Below are 17,544 nucleotides of genomic sequence, written 5' to 3'. Positions count from 1 at the left end.
TGGTCTAGAATCTTGGTCTGTGTTTACAGGCCGCTTATGGAACTGGGTGCAGAAAATGCCGACCACCAAAGGTTGAGAAATGCAAATTCTGATTAAATCCGGTGATTATGCAGTTGGCACAGGCTGAGCTGCAGCAGTAAAGCTGGGTCTTTGCTATAATCGACGGCGATATGATTACGGTAAGTCTACAGTCTTGAGTCGACGTTCCACTGCCAAAATTCGCGTTGATGCCCAACCGATTTTTATACTCTCCAGCAGCCCTTGGCGCGAATCCAGTTTGTGGTTGGAAGTGTTCAGCCGCGATTATGGGCGCGTGGCCTTGATTGCTCGCAGTGCGCGCAAACGCCAAAGCGATTTGCGCGGCGTGTTGACGCCGTTTGTGCCGCTTGACGCCGCATGGTTTGGTCAGCAAGACAGCTATACCTTGCACACCGCCACTTGGCGCGGGGGTTGGGCGCAGCCAACCGGACAAGAATTGATGAGTGCGTGGTATGTGAATGAATTGCTGCTCAATCTGAGTGCGCGTGAAGACGCGATGCCGCGTTTGTACGATGCGCTGATGGTGGTGATGCGCGCCTTGAGCCACAAACAAGACACGGCCGAGGCTTTGCGCGTGTTTGAATGGCAGCTGTTGCAAAACTTGGGTTTGGCGCCAGATTTAAGCATGGACACACACGAGCAAGGCTTGGATGCGGCCGCGCAGTATTGGATGCGGCCTGAACACGCGCCGTTCAAACTCGGTTCAGATGCCCGTTTCAGCCATGTGCGCGCGGCGGTGCAAGTGGGCGGCGCGACTTTGTTGGCCTTGCAAGGCGAACACGAGTGGACGCCCGAGGTGCACAAAGAAGCGCTGCGCCTCAATCGCAGTTTGATTCAATTTCGCTTGCCGTATGGATTACGCAGTCGTGAAGTATTGCAACAATTAAATGAGTGGAAGCAACAGCTCAATTTTCATTTGTAGGAGTCGTCATGTTATTAGGTGTCAATATTGATCATGTCGCCACATTGCGCAATGCGCGTGGCACCACTTACCCAAGTCCGTTAGAGGCTGCTTTGCTGGCGGAAACGCATGGTGCGGATTTGATTACCTTGCATTTGCGTGAAGACCGCCGCCACATCAAAGATGACGATGTGGCCATCATCAAGCAAGCGTTGAAAACACGCATGAATCTGGAAATGGCTTTGACCGATGAGATGTTGGAACACGCGTTGAAAATCAAGCCGGCCGATGTGTGTTTGGTGCCAGAAAAGCGCGAAGAAGTGACCACCGAAGGCGGTTTGGACGTGCTCAAATACCAAAAGAAAATCAGCAAATTCACACGCAAGCTTACTGAAGCTGGCATACGTGTGTCTTTGTTCATCGATGCCGATGCCGACCAAATCATTGCCGCGCGCGATGTCGGTGCGCCCGTGATTGAATTGCACACCGGCGCTTACGCCGATGCGCCGAATCACGCTGCGCACACGCATGAATTGGCGCGCATTGCCGCCGGTGCGGAATTGGGCGATGAGTTGGGCTTGGTGGTGAACGCAGGTCATGGTTTGAACATCCACAATGTGTCGGAAGTGGCGGAATTGGCGCAAATTCGTGAGCTCAATATCGGCCATGCCTTGATTGCACAAGCGGTGTTCTTGGGCTTGCCTGAGGCGATTAAACAAATGAAAGAAGTCATGTACCGCGCGCGCATCAGTGCCGGTATCACAGAAGGGTTATAGAAGGAATGATTTACGGCATAGGCACCGATATGGTGGACATCAAACGCATCGAACGCTTGTATCAACAATACCGCGATGCGTTTGCCTTGAAAATTTTGTCGCGCATTGAGTATTTGGAATGGCAAAGCCATCCACAACCGGTGGCGTTTTTGGCCAAGCGTTTTGCCGCCAAAGAAGCGTTCAGTAAGGCGGTGAATACTGGCATACGCAATCCGGTGACACTGGGCAATATAGGCGTAATCCATGATGAAATGGGCAAACCTGAATTTTGGGTGGCCGAACCTTTGCAAGCATGGATGGACGAGCGTGGCATCAAACACGTGCACCTGAGCTTGACCGATGAAGACCATTACAGTGTGGCTTTTGTGGTGGCTGAGCAATGACGCAAAAGCTGGTGCATGTGGTGGCCGCCGTCATCTTGAATGAGCAAGGCGAATTCTTATTGAGCTCGCGCCCAGAAGGCAAGGCGTATGCAGGTTATTGGGAATTTGCTGGCGGCAAAGTCGAAACCGGTGAAAGCGAATTGCAGGCTGTGCAGCGCGAACTGTATGAAGAATTGGGTTTGCGCATTACCGCCGCCACACCATGGTTGACCAAAATCCACCATTACGAACACGCCAGTGTGTTGCTGCGTTTTTTCCGTGTGTTGCCGCATGAATGGCAGGGTGAGGTGGTGTGTCGTGAGCGCCAACAATACTCATGGCAACAAGCCGGTCGCTTTGATGTGGAACCGATGTTGCCAGCCAATGGCCCGATTTTGCGGGCTTTGAGCTTGCCGCTGCGTTTACGTGGTAATGCGGCACAAGGTTGGACGGGCGTGAATGGATTGGGCAAGGTCAGCATGGGCTTTACAAATCAAGACATACGCTTATTGCCAATTAACACGCAACGCACCGATGATGCGGGTTTGCAATTGCAGTGTTTACAGGCCGACTCTGACTTGGCCGCTTGCAACGCCGATGGTTGGTGGTGGCAGCCGCAGCGAGAGGCTGAGGTAAATGAATTGTTGGCGCGGTTGCATCAAGGTTGCCCGGTGCCGATAGTGGCATTATTGCCAGAGTCGCTGCAAACGCAGGCGGCGCGTTTACAGGCTGCTGGTGTGCACATCGCCGACACGACGGCTGAAAGTGTGTTGTCTGCATGAAAAAACATGTGTATTTGCTGATTGCCATCGTGGTGGTGGCGTTTGTGTTTGCCAAAGTGGTGGCGGTATTGGCGTTTGAAGACATCAAAGAAGGCCAAGCCTTGGATGCACCGATGGTACCTTGCCAATTGCAACAAGGTTGCCGCTTGGGCGCCAACACGCAAGTAAAAAGCCGCGCCGAACTGAAGCTGAACCAACCGTTTTACATCGAATTGACCACGGCCGAGGCTGTGCCTGAGGTGTCGGTGAGTTTCAGCATGGTGGACATGGAAATCGGTTACAACCGCTACAAATTAATCAGCGACGATGGCAAACATTGGCAAGCGGAAATTCGCCTGCCGATTTGCACCTTAAACCGTGCCGATTACATCGCCACTTGGCGGGTGGGTGAACAAAAATACCAAACAGCGTTGAATGTGAACCGTTGATGCGCTGCAGCGCAGTTTTCCATTACAATGGCTGCAAACCAACAATTTGATAAAGGAAGCACGACATGATAGCCAAAAAAATCTTTGAAGAGATTTCGTCTAAATTGGGCGACACCATTGCACAAAGCCCAGCCAAAGACATCGAAAAAAATGTCAAATCGTTGATGGGCTCGGCTTTCAATCGCATGGATTTGGTGACCCGCGAAGAATTTGATATCCAACAACAGGTGTTGATCAAAACACGCGAATTGCTGACGCAATTGGAACAACGTGTGGCGGCCTTAGAAGCGGCACAAACCTTCACCGAAGCTACCGTTGAAGACGCGGTTGAGACCGCAGAAGCTGCCGCCGCCAAGGTAGTGGCCGAAGAACAGCAAAATAAAGAGGCTTAATACTCTTTAGGGGCAAACCATGTCATTGGCCACGGTGTGTTCCCGCGCTTTGAGCGGTATGGACGCACCTTTGGTGGAGGTAGAAGCCCACTTGGCCAATGGTTTGCCCGCATTTAACATCGTTGGTTTGCCCGATACCGAGGTGAAAGAAAGCCGCGATCGGGTCAGGGCAGCCATCTTGCAGTCGGGTTTCGATTTCCCCGCCAAAAAAATCACCGTGAATTTGGCACCTGCCGATTTGCCCAAGGATTCAGGCCGCTTTGATTTGCCGATAGCAATCGGCATCTTGGTCGCATCGGGGCAAGTCATGGCCGATGATGTGGCGCAATACGAATTTGCTGGCGAATTGGCACTTTCAGGCCGCTTGCGTGGCATACGCGGTGCGCTGGCAATGGCAGTATCGTGTGCCCATTCGGGACGGGCGTTTGTGTTGCCCAGTGACAGTGCGGCGCAAGCAGCCTTGTTGCAGCACACAGATATTTACGCAGCCGCCAGTTTGGCTGAAGTTGCGGCGCATTTGAATCGCGTCACGCCATTGAGTGTGGTGCAGGTGACTGAGCCCGTGCTGGATTTGAGTGCGATGGCTGATTTGAGCGAGGTCAAAGGCCAGTACAGCGCGCGCCGTGCCTTGGAAGTGACTGCCGCTGGTGGCCACAATTTGTTGATGTTGGGGCCGCCCGGTACTGGTAAATCGATGTTGGCACAACGCTTGCCCAGTATTTTACCGCCGCTGTCGTTGGACGAACGCTTGAGCGTGGCCAGCATTCGCTCATTGCTGATGCAAGGCAGTGCCGAAGTGTTGCCACAAGCGCGGCCGTTTCAAATGCCGCACCATTCGGCTTCGGCGGTGGCTTTGGTCGGCGGCGGTTCAGACCCACGACCGGGGGCAATTTCGCTGGCGCATTGTGGCGTGTTGTTTTTGGATGAGCTGCCTGAGTTTGACCGCAAGGTATTGGAAGCGCTGCGCGAGCCTTTGGAAAGTGGTGAAATTCACATTTCCAGGGCCAGTCGCAATGCGGTGTTTCCGGCGCGGTTTCAGTTGGTGGCGGCGATGAATCCATGCCCGTGTGGCTATTTTGGCCATGCCAGTCGGCCTTGTCGTTGCTCTATGGAAACGATACAGCGTTACCGCGATAAGATTTCCGGCCCGTTGCTCGATCGCATTGATTTGATTATTGAAGTGCCGCAATTGAGTGAGCAGGATTTGACCAGTACCAAGCGGCCTGAAAGCAGTGCCCAAGTGCGTGAACGGGTGTTGCAAGCGCATGAGACGCAATGGCAGCGTCAAGGCAAAAGCAATGCGGCTTTGAATGTGGATGAATTGGACAGCGTCGCGGCCATCGGTGCCGATGCGGCGCAGTATTTGTCCAAATTGATGAATGATTTAAACTTGTCAGCCCGCAGTTACCACAGATTGCTGCGAGTGGCACGAACCTGTGCAGATTTGCACAGCGATGCCGTGGTTCAACCCAGCCACATTGTTGAGGCCATACAGTTCCGACGGGCTTGGAGCAATCAGCTTCAGTTGGGGCACAAATCTTGGTAATATTATGCGCATAAGCGTTGAGAAAGTTTCATTACATGGCTAAAAAGACGTACCAGCGCCAAAGTAAATCCAAATCTTTGGGGCAAACCTTAAATGGCATATTAATCGGATTGATTTTAGGTGCCATCATCATCGCAATTTTGTTGTGGTTTTTGAACAAACAAAAAATGCCGACCGAGCCGCCTAAGGCTTCTGAACCGACCCAAACCGAAATCATCGTGCCGAATAAGGCGCAGCTGCCTGAGCATCTGAATGCGTCTGCGGCATCTGCAAGCGCAGGTTCAGAAGGTGAACAGGGCGCTGCCAGTGAAGTGGATGGTGGCGAGGACGAGGGCTCACAAAAACCAGTATTGCCTAAAGTGCCTGAAATCAAAGGCGATGGCGGCTCTAAATTGCAACCAGGCGATAAAAAACCGCACACGCCGCATCCAGACAAAAAACCTGAGGGCAAACAGCCTCCAGAACACAAACCAAGTACCAAGCCAACGCCTGAGCAAATTTTGGAACATGGTAGCGTAGAAAAAGCCCGCGCCGCCAACCAAGAGGCCGCGAAAAAACAGGTTGAAAAGCCAGCTGAAAAACATGTGGAAAAACCTCAGGCCAAAGCCGATGGTGGTCGCAGTGTGAAATTACAGGCCGGCTCATTTGGCAGCAAAGAACAAGCAGAAGCACAGCGTGCCAAATTGGCTTTGTTAGGCATTTCTGCGCAAGTGGAAAGTGCCCAAGTAAACGGCAAACCGGTACACCGTGTGCGTACAGGCCGCATGAATGAAGGCAAAGCCGCGCAAGTGCGCAAACAATTAAGCAATAATGGCATAGACTCGATTGCCGTTGGTGCAAATTAGTCCATAAGATAAGGAATGTGTATGTTGTTTAAAAAATTAATGGCAGCAGCGGTGATGACGGTGGGTATGGTCGGCGTGTCTCAAGCTGCTTTGGTAGAAGGAACCGATTACGTTGTTTTGCCAGAAGCCATTCCGCAATTGCAACAAGATAAAATTGAAGTGTTGGAGTTTTTTGGTTACTTCTGTATCCATTGTAAGCATTTGGAACCAACGATGTCGGCGCATGTGAAAACCTTCCCAACCGATACTTACTTCCGCGGCGAACACGTGGTATGGCGTCCTGAACACTTGGGTTTGGCGCGCATTGCCGCCGCTGTGAATGCCACGGGTTTGAAAGCACAAGCCAATCCGGCCATTTTCAAAGCAGTGATGGATGATGGTGTGGATTTGAGCAATCCCGATACCTTCAAACAATGGGCTGAACAGCAAACCTCGTTTGACGGTAAAAAATTATTGGCCGCTTACAATGGTTTTCAAAACCAAGTAGAAGCCAAAAACATGGCCGAATTGTCGACCAAATACAAAATCCAAGGCACGCCGACCATTATTGTGGGTGGCAAATACCAATTGCAATCGCAAGACATGGGCAAATTGGATGAGCTGGTGCAAAAAGTGCGCACTGAGCGCGGCATGCCAGCGGCGCAAGCCAAACCAGTGTTGAAAGTGAAAGCCACAGGTTCACGTTTGGCCAGCCAAGCAAACCAATAATGTGAGTGCAGAACAGGCAGCTATAGGCTGCCTGTTTGTTGTTACAGGCCGCTATTACAGGTTAAGAATAAATGAATTTTTTTGAAGCAATCATTATCGCCATCGTTGAAGGTTTGACCGAGTTTTTGCCGGTGTCTTCAACCGCTCACATGATATTCACCAGCTCGTTCTTTGGCATCCAAGAAGATGCTTTTGTGAAAATGTTCATGGTGTCCATCCAATTGGGCAGTATTTTGTCGGTGGTGGTGATGTATTGGCGCAAGTTTTTTGATAAGAACAATTTGGGTTTGTATGTGAAATTGGCTTGTGCGGTGGTGCCGGCCTTGGTTTTGGGCAAATTGTTTGATGACAAAATTGAAGCGGTGTTAGGCAGCCCACGTCCGATTGCGGTGATGCTCATCATCGGTGGGGTGGTCTTGCTGTTTGTCGATAAATGGTTTACCAAGCCAACCGTATTTTCGGAAAAAGAAGTCACCATACGCAAAGCGGTGGCCATTGGTTTTTGGCAATGTTTGGCGATGATGCCCGGTACCAGCCGCTCTGCGGCTTCGATTATCGGCGGTATGCAACAAGGTTTGTCGCGCCAAGCGGCGGCCGAGTTTTCATTCTTCTTGGCCGTACCAACCATGTTGGCGGTGACCACTTACTCTTTGTTTGTGAAAGAGTGGGGCACGGAAGGACAAGGCTTAACCGGCATCGAAATGATGATGGCCACACCGCAAAACCTGCCCATTTTCTTGGTCGGCATCGTGGTGGCTTTCTTGGTGGCCTTGGTGGCAATGAAGTTTTTCATTGGCATCATCAAAAAATACGGTTTCAAACCTTGGGGTTGGTACCGCATCATTGCTGGTATTCTCTTGTTCACATACTTCAGTTTGTAAACACAAAAAAACCTGTACACACAGGTTTTTGCTGCGGATTTTTGCGGCTTGTGTTACTATCAGGACTAAAACTGTCGAAGGTGGGTGCAAACCCCGCCTTTTCTTTTGTAAAAACAAAGCGAGTCGCACATGCAATCTTGGCAATTACCTGAATACATTGCCGATATTTTGCCGTCTACTGCACGGCAATTGGAAAGTGCCAAGGAAGCACTTTTAGGTCTCTTTAGGGTACACGGCTATGAGCTCGTGAGTCCACCCTTACTCGAATACACCTCATCATTATTACTGGACATAGACGAAGGCTTGGCACTGAAAACCGTGCGCATCGTCGATCAAATCAGTGGCCGTCAATTGGGCGTGCGTGCGGACATTACCCCGCAAGTGGCGCGCATTGATGCCCATTTATTGGCCGCAAATGATGGCATTAACCGTTTGTGTTATGCAGGTTCTACCGTGCATGCGCGCCCAGACAGCTTGCTCAGTACGCGTGAGCCTTTGCAAATTGGTGCGGAATTGTACGGTTATGAAGGCATAGAAGCCGATGTGGAAATCATCGACTTGATGCTGAAAACCTTGACGCTGGCACATGCGCAAGAGGTGTATTTGTCTTTGGGTCATGTGGGCATTTTCCAAGCCTTGGCTGACAAAGCGGCCTTAACCCAAGCACAACGCGACAGCTTGTTGTACTTGATGAAAGACAAAGACAGCGAAGCGGTGTTGGCGGCAATGCAAGATTGGGACATTGACACCATTTGGAAGGAAACTTTCGCGGTGTTGCCAACTTTGTATGGCGATGTGGAAACGGTATTGCGCCGTGCCCGTGAAGATTTGCCGGCGATTAAAGGCGTACAGGACGCATTGGATGCGTTAAAAGCCATATGCAAGCAATTCAAAGCCTATAAAGTGCACATTGATTTGTCGATATTGCGCAATGACTCTTACCACACTGGCTTATTGTTTGCCGCGTATGCACCGGGTTGGCCAGATGCGTTGGCACGTGGTGGTCGTTACGATGGTTTGGGCAGCCAGTTTGGCCGCGCCCGTCCAGCCACCGGTTTCAGTTTGGATTTGCGTGATTTGATACATGTATTGCCACAACGCCCAGCCCGTCAAGGCATTAAAGTCGCGGCAGCGGCAGCCAATGATGCGCGTGAGGAAATGAACAAGTTGCGCCATAACGGCGAAGTGGTGGTCATCGATTATCTGAATGACAGTGGGGCAACGCTGCACTGTGATCGTGAATTGGTATTAAAAGACGGGGCATGGAAAGTCGTGCCTTGTGATTGTTAATTTTTTTGCAGGAACAAACAATGGTTAAGAATGTTGTCGTAGTCGGCTCGCAATGGGGCGATGAAGGTAAAGGCAAGATTGTCGACTGGTTGACCGACCAAGCCAGTGGCGTGGTTCGTTACCAAGGCGGTCACAATGCTGGTCACACTTTGGTGGTAGGCGGTAAAAAAACCGTATTGCGCTTGATTCCAAGTGGTATTTTGCACGCAGGCAAACGCTGCTTCATCGGTTCTGGTGTGGTGGTTTCTCCAGAAGCTTTGTTAAGCGAAATGGCGGAATTGGAAGCTGCTGGTGTGGACGTGGCCAAACAATTGACCATCGCGCCAACTTGCCCATTGATTTTGCCTTACCATGTGGCTTTGGATCACGCTCGTGAAGCGGCCAAAGGCGACAAAAAAATCGGTACCACTGGTCGCGGTATCGGTCCAGCTTACGAAGACAAAGTGGCTCGCCGCGCAGTGCGTGTGATGGACTTGTTCCAACCTGAGTTGTTGCGTCAAAAAATCGAAGACGTTTTGGCCATTTACAACTGCCAATTGGTGGGTTTGTACGGTCAAGTGGCGATTGAAGCCGATGCGATTTACAACTTGGCCATCAGCTTGGCCGAAAAAATCCGTCCTATGGTGGGCGACGTATCGCGCACCTTGAACGAAATCAATGACCAAGGCGAATCTTTGGTATTTGAAGGCGCACAAGGTACTTTGCTCGACATCGATCACGGTACGTATCCATATGTGACTTCGTCTAACTGCGTGGCCGGTGCGGCTTCTGCAGGTGCCGGCGTGGGCCCACACAAATTGAACTACATCTTGGGCATCGTTAAAGCCTACACCACACGCGTGGGTTCAGGTCCATTCCCTACTGAATTGTTCGATGATGTTGGTGCTGGATTGGCCAAACGAGGTAACGAATTTGGTGCGGTTACAGGCCGCCCACGTCGTTGTGGTTGGTTCGACGCGGCTTTGATGAAACGTTCTATTCAAGTGAACGGCATCACTGGCATGTGCGTGACCAAATTGGACGTGATGGATGGCATGGATGAAATCAAAATCTGTGTGGGCTACAAATTGCGTGGCGAAACCATCGACATCTTCCCATTCGGTGCCGACGATGTGGCCGCTTGCGAGCCTATCTACGAAACCATGCCAGGTTGGACTGAGTCTACTTTCGGCGTGAAAACCTACGATGCTTTGCCAGCGAATGCCAAAGCGTATTTGAGCCGTTTGGAAGAAATCTGTGGCGCCAAAATCGCCATCATTTCTACCGGTCCAGACCGCGAAGAAACCATCGTATTGGAACACCCATTGAAATAATGCTTGCGTGTGTCACACACGGAGTATGTAAAAAGCGGCCTGTAAATGTTTACAGGCCGCTTTTTTATGGATGGATGAGATAAATAGGGCATGGGTGGATAGAGAATGAATCTTATGAGTATGGCTGGCTCATAAAGGTCACCAGTCTTAAACTGTAGGTGCAAGCCACCTATCATTTCTCATCTCAATTAAGCCAGATTCTTAGCTTTTTGTTTGTGACGATATTCTAAAATTGCTAAGCCATAAGCGGCCTGTAACAAGTTTGCTTGTTTCTTCTATTTATAGGTGCACTTCTTGTGTGGTCAGGCCAGTAAAGTGTTTTTTGCTGATTATATGGGCATAGGCTTGTCCTATTCAGCTTTCTATTTTCAATCAAACAGTCATCAGTCGCCGCAATCATGGTTTTATTTGGATGATTTACAGCCAGTAAGGCACTCTTGTGCTTGGTAATCCCTTGTATTGCATCGTTTATTTTGGGACTCTTACGCATCTTTTTTTAAGGGAGTTACCAGAGCAGAAAATTAGTGGGTTATTACATTAGTTGGTGGGTGCACAGTCAAAGAACAATAAAAAGCGACCTGTAAATATTTACAGGCCGCTTGTATGCATCACATCAAGGACTAAGCAGATTTGTGTGGACGCTCAGTTTGTTGCTGTACTTGTCGCTGCCAAATCAAATCACACAACGGATCGGCTGGATGGAAGGCTGTAGGTGCTTCCAGCAGCAATTCACGCACCAAGCGGTAATCGCTGTCTTTGCAGGCATCGTCTAAACGTGCCAACAAAGCTTCCAATTCAGGCCAAGGCAGCATGATTTCATTGGCGGTCATGATGCGTGTGTGCGTGGTTTGGGTCACATTGTCGCCGATGAGCAATTCCTCATACAGCTTCTCACCAGGGCGCAAACCGGTAATCTTAATGGCGATATCGCCTTTGGGATGGTTTTCGTCTTGGATTTCCAAACCACTTAAACGGATCATTTGCTTGGCCAAGTCAATGATTTTCACCGATTCGCCCATATCGAGCACAAATACATCGCCACCTTTGCCCATCGCACCGGCCTGTATCACCAATTGCGCTGCTTCAGGAATGGTCATGAAGTAGCGGGTGATGTCTTTGTGGGTGAGAGTAATTGGGCCTCCGTGGGCAATTTGCTTTTCAAACACCGGTACCACCGAGCCAGAAGAACCCAACACATTGCCAAAACGCACCATGCAAAAACGGGTATGGTGGTCGCTGCGTGCGGCCAAAGCCTGCAACACCAATTCGGCCATGCGTTTGCTGGCGCCCATGGTGTTGGTAGGACGCACCGCCTTATCGGTGGAAATCAACACGAAGGTTTCCACCTTGGCATCAATGGCTGCCAGTGCACAGCGCAAAGTGCCATACACATTGTTGCGCACGCCTTCGATGGTATTGAATTCCACCATAGGGACGTGTTTGTACGCGGCCGCATGGTAAATGGTCTGCACTTGGTAGGTTTGCATGACAGTAAATAGGCGTTTGCGTTGTTGTACCGAACCGAGCAAAGGGATTAATTGCAAATTCAAACCTGTCTGCGTCATGTGCTCGCGCAATTCTTTTTCGATGCTGTAAAGCAAGAATTCTGACAGCTCAAACAAAATCAAGGTATGCGGACGCAATTCCACAATTTGACGGCACAACTCCGAGCCAATAGAACCACCTGCACCTGTCACCATCACCACTTTATCGGTGATGTTGGCTTGCATCAATTCGGGAATCGGCGTTACAGGGTCTCGACCAAGTAAGTCAATCACCGACACTTTTTTCAAGCCTTGTACGGTTATTTTACCTTCCACCAATTCACGCATGCCTGGTATCGACAAGACTTCCAAATTCAACGGTTCTAAGGTATTGAGTATGCGCTTGCGGTCTTCACGGCTGGCACTGGGTATGGCCAACAGAATTTTTTCAACTTCGTATTTTTCCACCAATTTGGCCAGTTTCTCAGGTGAATACACGGTCAAATTGTTAACGATAGTCCCTTGGTGTTTTTTATCGTCATCGACAAAAGCCACCGCATAAAAATTCTCCACCTGACGTATGGCTTCCAATAACTGCGTGCCAGATTGCCCCGCGCCGTAAATGATGACTGGGGTATTCTTGCTGAGGAAGCTGCCACGTATCCATTCACGTATGGCCAAGCGTGAACTGATGGTACCCACCAGTAACACAAAAAAATACAAAATGGGGATGCTGCGCGGCAGGTTGAAACGGGTAAAAAATGCCACCAATACCAAAACCAAGACTGATGCCATGCTGCCTAGCAAGCAAATCAGCATCATCTTGGTGCCCACATAACGGATTACTGCTCGATACAGGCCGAGTTTGACAAAGGCTACAAGGGTAAACACCGTAGTAATGCCCAATACCAACCAATTGTTGGAGTCATGGAGAGTAGCACTGTTGAAAGTAAACCTCACCAAGTAGGCAAACCAAAAAGCCACCGCAATCATAATCATGTCGTGAATGATGAAGATGGCTTTTTTGGTTGAACGCGGTAAGGCTAAAATTGCATCGTAACGCATATTATTCTGCACTGGCCTGTGTCAACACTGTTTCAATGGCTGCCAAATACGCATCCATTTGTTCGGTAGTGATGCTAGGATGGGTTAAGAACATCAGACTGGTGTCACCCAGTTCTACTGCGTGAGGCAAGCGCTGTTGCGGGCGCCAAGGTGTGTTGTCAAAGGCTTTTTCCAAATACACTTCAGAACAACTGCCTTGCATGCAAGGATAACCGGTAGCGGATATCTCGGCGGCAATGCGGTCACGACTCCAGCCTGCATTCAATGCTTCGGGCTTGACGAACGCATAGTATTTGTATTGGGCATGTTCAATGTAATCAGCCACTTCAATCAAACGCAAACATGAAAATCGGCTGAGTAATTGCGTTAGGCGATTGGCATGGTGTTGGCGTTTGGCAGTCCATTCAGGCATGTGTTGCAATTGGATGCGGCCTAACACGGCTTGCATTTCCATCATGCGCCAGTTGGTGCCGAAATGCTCATGTAACCAACGGAAGCCAGCTGGGTGCTGGCGTTTGTAAACTGCATCGTAGCTTTTACCATGGTCTTTGTATGACCACATTTTTTCCCATAAGGCTTGGTCATTGGTGGTAACCATGCCACCTTCGCCACCCGTGGTCATGATTTTGTCTTGGCAAAATGACCATGCGCCGATGTGGCCTATCGAACCTACCGCTTTGCCCTTATAACGAGCACCGTGTGCTTGAGCACAATCTTCGATTACAAAAAGATTGTGCTCTTGCGCCAAAGCCATAATGTCGTCCATTTCAGCAGGCATACCGGCCAAATGCACCACAATAATCGCTTTGGTATTGGGGGTGAGCACTGCTTTGATGCTTTGGGCGGTGATGTTTTGACTGTTTAAGTCCACATCTGCAAAAACAGGATTGGCACCTGCAGTAATGATGCAAGAAACAGATGCCAAGAAGGTACGCGACGTCACCACAACATCATCACCTGCGGCGATGTTCAGCGCTTTTAAGGCCACGTCCAAAGCCAAAGTGCCATTGCCTAAGGCAACCGCGTGTTCGGTACCAATATAATGAGCAAACTCTTGTTCAAATAGACGGCATTCTTGTCCTGTCCAGTAATTGACTTTATTGGATAACAGCACATTTTTAACGGCATCAGCTTCTTCATTGCTGAAGCTAGGCCATGAAGACAATTTGGTATTTAACATGATATTAGCTTTTCATTCGGGCGGGAACGCCCATGACAATGGATTCATTATAAACATTTTGCACTACCGCTGCACCTGCACCAACCATGCAATCATCACCAATCTCAACCAATTGCTTGGTTACTGCACCCACGCCCACCCAGCTGCGAGCACCTATTTTGGTGCCACCTGCCAGATGTGCGCCAGGACTGATGTGGCAGAAGTCATCCAATACACAATCATGGTCGACACTTGCAGAGGTATTGATGATACAACCCTTACCTATTTGAGCATCTACATTGATTGCCGCTTGCGCAAAGATCACTGTACCAGCGCCAATTTGAACTGTGTTGCTGACATAGGCAGAAGGATGTATGAGGTGGGGAACATGCAGTTGTAATGACATCATTTCATGCAGTATTTTTTCACGTATGGTATTGTTTCCAATGCCTATTAATACTGCATCATCAGATTGTAACAGCGGCCTGTAAGCATTGCTATTACCAATGACGGACCACACAGAAGTTTGTGTTAAGCCTTGAGTATAGCGGTCATCCAAAAATACAATTTCAGACCAACGATGGGTGCAGCTGGCAGTATCGGCAATGACTTTGCCATGGCCGCCTGCACCTATGATTACCAGTCTAGTCATGTTCTTTTTTGCTACCAGTGAATTTAGACATCGTGACTTCGCCAGTAGCGGAAATCCCCTCTTTAACAAATACTTTTTTGATAGTTAAAAATAAAATTTTCAAATCCAGCAACAGTGACTGGTTATCAACATACCAAACATCTAGCTTGAATTTTTCTTCCCAGCTGATGGCATTGCGACCATTGATTTGTGCCCAACCGGTAATGCCAGGCCGCATGTCATGCCGACGGTATTGCTCTTGGTTGTACAAAGGCAAGTATTCCATTAACAAAGGGCGTGGACCAACCAAACTCATGTCGCCTTTTAACACATTCCATAATTCCGGTAATTCATCCAAACTGCTTGAGCGTAATTTTTGCCCAAAAGGAGTCATGCGTTCAGAATCAGGTAAAGGTTGCCCTTGAGCATCTGTTGCATCACGCATGCTGCGAAACTTGTACATCTTAAAAGGCTTACCGTCTTTCCCTGGGCGTACTTGCGAAAAAATGACTGGTGAACCTAAGTTTTTACGTATCAAATAGGCTACTAGGAAAAAAATGGGAAACAAGAGGATGATAGCAATCAAGGAGCACAGAATATCTACAATACGTTTCATGAAGCTTCCTATTTACTGAACAATACTTGTTCTAATTGTTTAGCCAAAGAAGCGTATTCGTACTGTTCACGCGCGACATCTTGCCCATTTTGTCCCATCTCTTGCAAGCGTTTTGGTCCCATTTCGTGCAGGGTTTGTATTGCTGATACCAATTCATCTGTATTTTCTGGCTCAATTTGGATACCCGCATCGGCATCACTTACAGGCCGGTACTGACCGGAGTCAATGGCATAAATAATGGGTTTACCACTACAGAAATAATCAAATAGTTTGTTTGGCGAGACACCATAGTGAAATAAATCATCTTTGGTAAGACCAATATAGCACACATCAAATGTGGCTAGCATGCTCTGAATTTGTACTTTGGGAATGGCATCTATAAAAGTCACATTACCTAAATTCAACTGTTGAACCTTGGTTTGTAAACGTTCTTTTTCTTTACCTTGACCAACAATCACAAAAGCAATTTCGGTGCGCTCCTTTAGTTTTTGAGCAGCATTGATTAAAGTATCCAAACAATTGGCAACACCCAAAGTACCCGTATATCCTATGGTGAATTTACCTTGAGGTAATTGTTGCATCACCTCTGCCGACAACATGATTTTCTGGTCTACTTCAGCCTGTGAGTAGCCATTGGGCACCCAATGAAAGTTATCAGTCGGATACCCGCGAGATTGTATGTGTTGATTCAAATATTTTAAATTTGAAATCAACTGGTCGGCATTTTTGTAAGCTCGGTCTTCAATGTATTGTAACAGTCTGATAAAGGGATGTTTTGGAGAAAAACCCCCTAATTGGCATAAAGTCAGTGGCCAAATGTCTCTCACCTCGAAACTCAACGGTACTTGATAGTGTTTTGCTAAGGCTTCAGCACCTAAATATCCAACCAAACTGGGTGATGTGTATAAAATGGCATCTGGCTTTTGAGTCAGGTAATGCTTTAAGCCACGCAATTTCTTAGCAAAGTTAAACCAATTAAGAATGCGTTTTTTACTGTGTGCATGTTCATAATACGGCATTTTAATCAAAACATTGGTCACGCCTTGGCTTTGAACCGTGGTGTAATTTGCAGTCACCGTCACTGGTATTTTCAGTAAATGGTGGTATGAGGCAGTAATCAGGGTGACTGAATAACCAAGTTTGCCAAGTTCTTGCGCTAAATAGAAATGCCTCCCCCCCATGCCAGTATCAGGGGTGGAGCCATATTGATTAATAATCCAAATGTTTTTTTTTTGTGACATAGAAATTTTAAATATGCTGTGAGATAAATTGGGCTATATTGGCAGATGCCTTACCACCACCATATAATTCATTAGGATCAGAAATAGTGCGATTGAGCATGTTATTTACCGCATCAATAATCACTTTTGAATCTGCTCCAGCCAATTGGTTGGCACCTACCTCAATCAATTCAACCCATTCTGTTTGGTCTCGCATGGTCACACAAGGTTTTTTGAAGAAAAAAGCTTCTTTTTGTACACCTCCACTGTCAGTTAAAACTAATTGGCAATGGTCAAGCAACCAAATCATTTCCAAATAGCCAACAGGCTCAATTACACATACTTCCAATGGTATGTTTTCTTTGGCCAAAACATTACGGGTACGAGGATGTAAAGGCAAAACAACCGGTGCGATGGTTTTATGGATGGTATTCAAAGCATGCACAATTTGTTGCAGACGTTGGATATTATCTGTATTTTCAGCACGATGCAAAGTAGCAAGAATAAAGTTGTTTGCAGGTAGATTTTCAATTTGTGGTTGTTTCACAAATTGCTTGAAATACATAGCTGAATCTTGCATAACATCACCAGACAACTCAATTAAGATTTCTTTGTCAGTAAAACCTTCAGCTTGTAGATTATCTATAGCAGTTTGAGTTGGACAAAACAAAATCGCGCTGATTTGATCGGTTAAAATACGATTAATTTCTTCTGGCATTTTCATATTGAAGCTGCGAAGTCCTGCTTCAATATGGATAACTGGGACATGCAGTTTTGCAGCAGCCAATGCACCTGCTAAGGTGGAATTGGTATCCCCATATACCATTAAAGCATCTGGTTGTTCTTGCAAGATGATGTCTTCAATAGAGGCTAACATTTCCCCTGTCATTTTGCCATGTGATTTGCCATTAATATTCAATTGGTAATCAGGTTTAGGGATATTCAATTCATTAAAGAAAATATTGGACATATTTTCATCGAAATGTTGACCCGTATGGACAATAATTTCTTTGATGCTGGACAGTTGTTTCAATGCTTGTGATACCACACTGGCTTTAATAAATTGTGGGCGAGCACCAATGACTGTGATGATTTTTTTCACGAAA

General features: G+C 48.0%; 18 protein-coding genes. 12 read left to right on the top strand and 6 right to left on the bottom strand.

From position 1 onward, the window contains the following. Nucleotides 1-193: 193 nt before the first annotated feature. The 12 genes from recO (at nt 194) to BN3003_RS01205 (ending at nt 10,263) form a co-directional block, all read left to right on the top strand. Nucleotides 194-961, top strand: a complete 768-nt coding sequence (gene recO / locus BN3003_RS01260) for a DNA repair protein RecO (protein WP_234332982.1) — start codon at nt 194-196, stop codon at nt 959-961. Nucleotides 962-969: 8 nt separating this feature from the next. Beyond that, complete coding sequence (gene pdxJ / locus BN3003_RS01255) at nt 970-1,716, top strand: pyridoxine 5'-phosphate synthase (protein WP_058304930.1); 747 nt, start codon at nt 970-972, stop codon at nt 1,714-1,716. Nucleotides 1,717-1,721: 5 nt separating this feature from the next. Further along, nucleotides 1,722-2,099 (top strand): holo-ACP synthase, encoded by a 378-nt coding sequence (acpS, locus tag BN3003_RS01250; protein WP_058304929.1) that lies wholly within the window; start codon nt 1,722-1,724, stop codon nt 2,097-2,099. Then, on the top strand, nt 2,096-2,860 hold the full coding sequence (locus BN3003_RS01245; RefSeq protein WP_058304928.1) for an NUDIX domain-containing protein: 765 nt from the start codon (nt 2,096-2,098) through the stop codon (nt 2,858-2,860). The genes acpS and BN3003_RS01245 overlap by 4 nt, the downstream gene beginning before the upstream one ends. Further along, nucleotides 2,857-3,288 carry a hypothetical protein gene (locus tag BN3003_RS01240; RefSeq protein ID WP_058304927.1) on the top strand — a complete coding sequence of 144 codons (432 nt, stop codon included), beginning with the start codon at nt 2,857-2,859 and terminating at the stop codon, nt 3,286-3,288. The genes BN3003_RS01245 and BN3003_RS01240 overlap by 4 nt, the downstream gene beginning before the upstream one ends. A gap of 65 nt (nt 3,289-3,353) precedes the next feature. Further along, the gene (locus tag BN3003_RS01235; RefSeq protein ID WP_058304926.1) at nt 3,354-3,680 is read left to right on the top strand and encodes an accessory factor UbiK family protein; all 327 of its coding nucleotides are present in this window, start codon (nt 3,354-3,356) and stop codon (nt 3,678-3,680) included. A 19-nt stretch (nt 3,681-3,699) separates the two neighbouring features. Then, entirely contained in the window at nt 3,700-5,226 is a 1,527-nt protein-coding gene (locus tag BN3003_RS01230; protein ID WP_058304925.1) for a YifB family Mg chelatase-like AAA ATPase, read from the top strand. A 35-nt stretch (nt 5,227-5,261) separates the two neighbouring features. Further along, entirely contained in the window at nt 5,262-6,071 is an 810-nt protein-coding gene (locus BN3003_RS01225; protein ID WP_058304924.1) for an SPOR domain-containing protein, read from the top strand. A gap of 21 nt (nt 6,072-6,092) precedes the next feature. Beyond that, a complete protein-coding gene (locus BN3003_RS01220; protein ID WP_058304923.1) occupies nt 6,093-6,779 on the top strand; it encodes a thiol:disulfide interchange protein DsbA/DsbL in 687 nt (228 codons plus the stop codon). A gap of 71 nt (nt 6,780-6,850) precedes the next feature. Beyond that, nucleotides 6,851-7,660, top strand: coding sequence for an undecaprenyl-diphosphate phosphatase (locus BN3003_RS01215; protein WP_058304922.1), 810 nt, complete (start codon nt 6,851-6,853; stop codon nt 7,658-7,660). A 129-nt stretch (nt 7,661-7,789) separates the two neighbouring features. Continuing rightward, a complete protein-coding gene (locus BN3003_RS01210) occupies nt 7,790-8,950 on the top strand; it encodes an ATP phosphoribosyltransferase regulatory subunit (protein ID WP_058304921.1) in 1,161 nt (386 codons plus the stop codon). A 20-nt stretch (nt 8,951-8,970) separates the two neighbouring features. Further along, nucleotides 8,971-10,263: an adenylosuccinate synthase gene (locus tag BN3003_RS01205; RefSeq protein ID WP_058304920.1), complete on the top strand. Its 1,293-nt coding sequence runs from the start codon at nt 8,971-8,973 to the stop codon at nt 10,261-10,263. Nucleotides 10,264-10,883: 620 nt separating this feature from the next. Here BN3003_RS01205 and BN3003_RS01200 read toward each other — a convergent pair. Genes BN3003_RS01200 through wecB form a run of 6 tightly spaced genes read right to left on the bottom strand, consistent with a single transcriptional unit; the run spans nt 10,884 to nt 17,540 of the window. After that, nucleotides 10,884-12,812, bottom strand: coding sequence for a polysaccharide biosynthesis protein (locus BN3003_RS01200; protein WP_058304919.1), 1,929 nt, complete (start codon nt 12,810-12,812; stop codon nt 10,884-10,886). Nucleotide 12,813: 1 nt separating this feature from the next. Continuing rightward, nucleotides 12,814-13,992, bottom strand: coding sequence for a DegT/DnrJ/EryC1/StrS family aminotransferase (locus BN3003_RS01195; protein ID WP_058304918.1), 1,179 nt, complete (start codon nt 13,990-13,992; stop codon nt 12,814-12,816). A 4-nt stretch (nt 13,993-13,996) separates the two neighbouring features. Continuing rightward, on the bottom strand, nt 13,997-14,623 hold the full coding sequence (locus BN3003_RS01190) for an acetyltransferase (protein WP_058304917.1): 627 nt from the start codon (nt 14,621-14,623) through the stop codon (nt 13,997-13,999). Continuing rightward, a complete protein-coding gene (locus BN3003_RS01185; protein ID WP_280524770.1) occupies nt 14,616-15,230 on the bottom strand; it encodes a sugar transferase in 615 nt (204 codons plus the stop codon). The genes BN3003_RS01190 and BN3003_RS01185 overlap by 8 nt, the downstream gene beginning before the upstream one ends. After that, nucleotides 15,227-16,459: a glycosyltransferase family 4 protein gene (locus BN3003_RS01180; RefSeq protein ID WP_058304915.1), complete on the bottom strand. Its 1,233-nt coding sequence runs from the start codon at nt 16,457-16,459 to the stop codon at nt 15,227-15,229. The genes BN3003_RS01185 and BN3003_RS01180 overlap by 4 nt, the downstream gene beginning before the upstream one ends. A gap of 7 nt (nt 16,460-16,466) precedes the next feature. Continuing rightward, nucleotides 16,467-17,540 (bottom strand): non-hydrolyzing UDP-N-acetylglucosamine 2-epimerase, encoded by a 1,074-nt coding sequence (wecB, locus tag BN3003_RS01175; RefSeq protein WP_058304914.1) that lies wholly within the window; start codon nt 17,538-17,540, stop codon nt 16,467-16,469. Nucleotides 17,541-17,544: the final 4 nt, after the last annotated feature.

This window comes from Vitreoscilla massiliensis, from assembly GCF_001457815.1.
Taxonomy (GTDB): Bacteria; Pseudomonadota; Gammaproteobacteria; order Burkholderiales; family Neisseriaceae; genus Vitreoscilla; species Vitreoscilla massiliensis.
This window is presented reverse-complemented; position numbering and strand designations above follow the sequence as displayed.